The following is a 985-nucleotide window of genomic DNA, read 5'->3' on the forward strand; positions in this document are numbered from 1 at the left end:
GGTCAGACATCCCATGTCCTTTCGTGTCAAGCGGCATGGGGGTGGGCGTGGTGCGACCATGCGGTCGCTTCGTCATAGAGAGTTCGGGTCTTGAGGCAGCCGTGGAGGATGCCGACGAGGCGGTTGCCGACCTGCCGGAGGGCAGGGTTGTAGCCGGCCTCGCGAGCGCGCTGCTTGTCGTAGTAGCGGCGGGCACCGGGTGAGGCCCGCAGGGCGGAGAACGCCTGGGTCTGCAAAGCGTCGGCGAGCCGGTTGTTGCGCACGAAGCGGGCCTGGACGGTGTGGCTCTTGCCGGAGGCCCGGGTGATGGGGCTGGTGCCGGCGTAGTTCTTGCGCGCTTTGGCAGAGGTATAGCGGGTGGGGTCGTCTCCGAACTCGGCGAGCACCCGGGCGCCGGTGATCTCCGCGATGCCGGGCATCGAGAGGTAGATCTCAGCGTCCGGGTGCGCGAGAAAATGCGCCTTCACCTGTCTTTCCAGCTCGGCTATCTGTTCGTTGAGGGCGATCAGCAGCTTCGCGTGGGCGGTGGCGGTGGCCGCGTAAGCGGCGGTGACCGGCTCGGGTAGGTCCAGGTGCCGCTCGCGCAGCGCGGTCTGGATTGTGGCCGCCTTCGCGGCGCGGTTGTGCCGGCGGTGCCGGGTCAGGACTGCGGTGATCTGTGAACGGGTCAGCTTCGCCGCCGCGGCCGGGGTGGGTGCCTTGATCAGCAGTTCCAGGGCGTCCGTGCTGGTGAGTGCCAGGTCGGCGTAGGCGTTGAGGGCAGCGGGGAAGTACTCGCGCAGTGTGTTGCGCAGCCGTTGGAAGGTGCGGGTTCGCTCCCAGATGAGGGTCTGGTGGGCGCGGGCGACGACCTTGACGGCCTGGGCCTGCTCGCTGTCCCCGGCCACAGGGCGGAGCTGGTCGCGGTCGATGCGGATCATGTCGGCCAGCGCGTGCGCGTCGCCCTTGTCGCTCTTGGCGCCGGAGGTGCCGTATCGCTCCTTGA

1 protein-coding gene is annotated in these 985 nt (G+C 68.7%); it reads right to left on the reverse strand.

Annotated features, from left to right (window positions below):
- Positions 1 to 26: 26 nt before the first annotated feature.
- On the reverse strand, positions 27 to 985 hold a 959-nt coding region (locus AC27LF_RS45515; protein ID WP_479665227.1), incomplete at its 5' end, for an IS110 family RNA-guided transposase.

It is taken from the genome of Streptomyces diversicolor, from assembly GCF_057537855.1.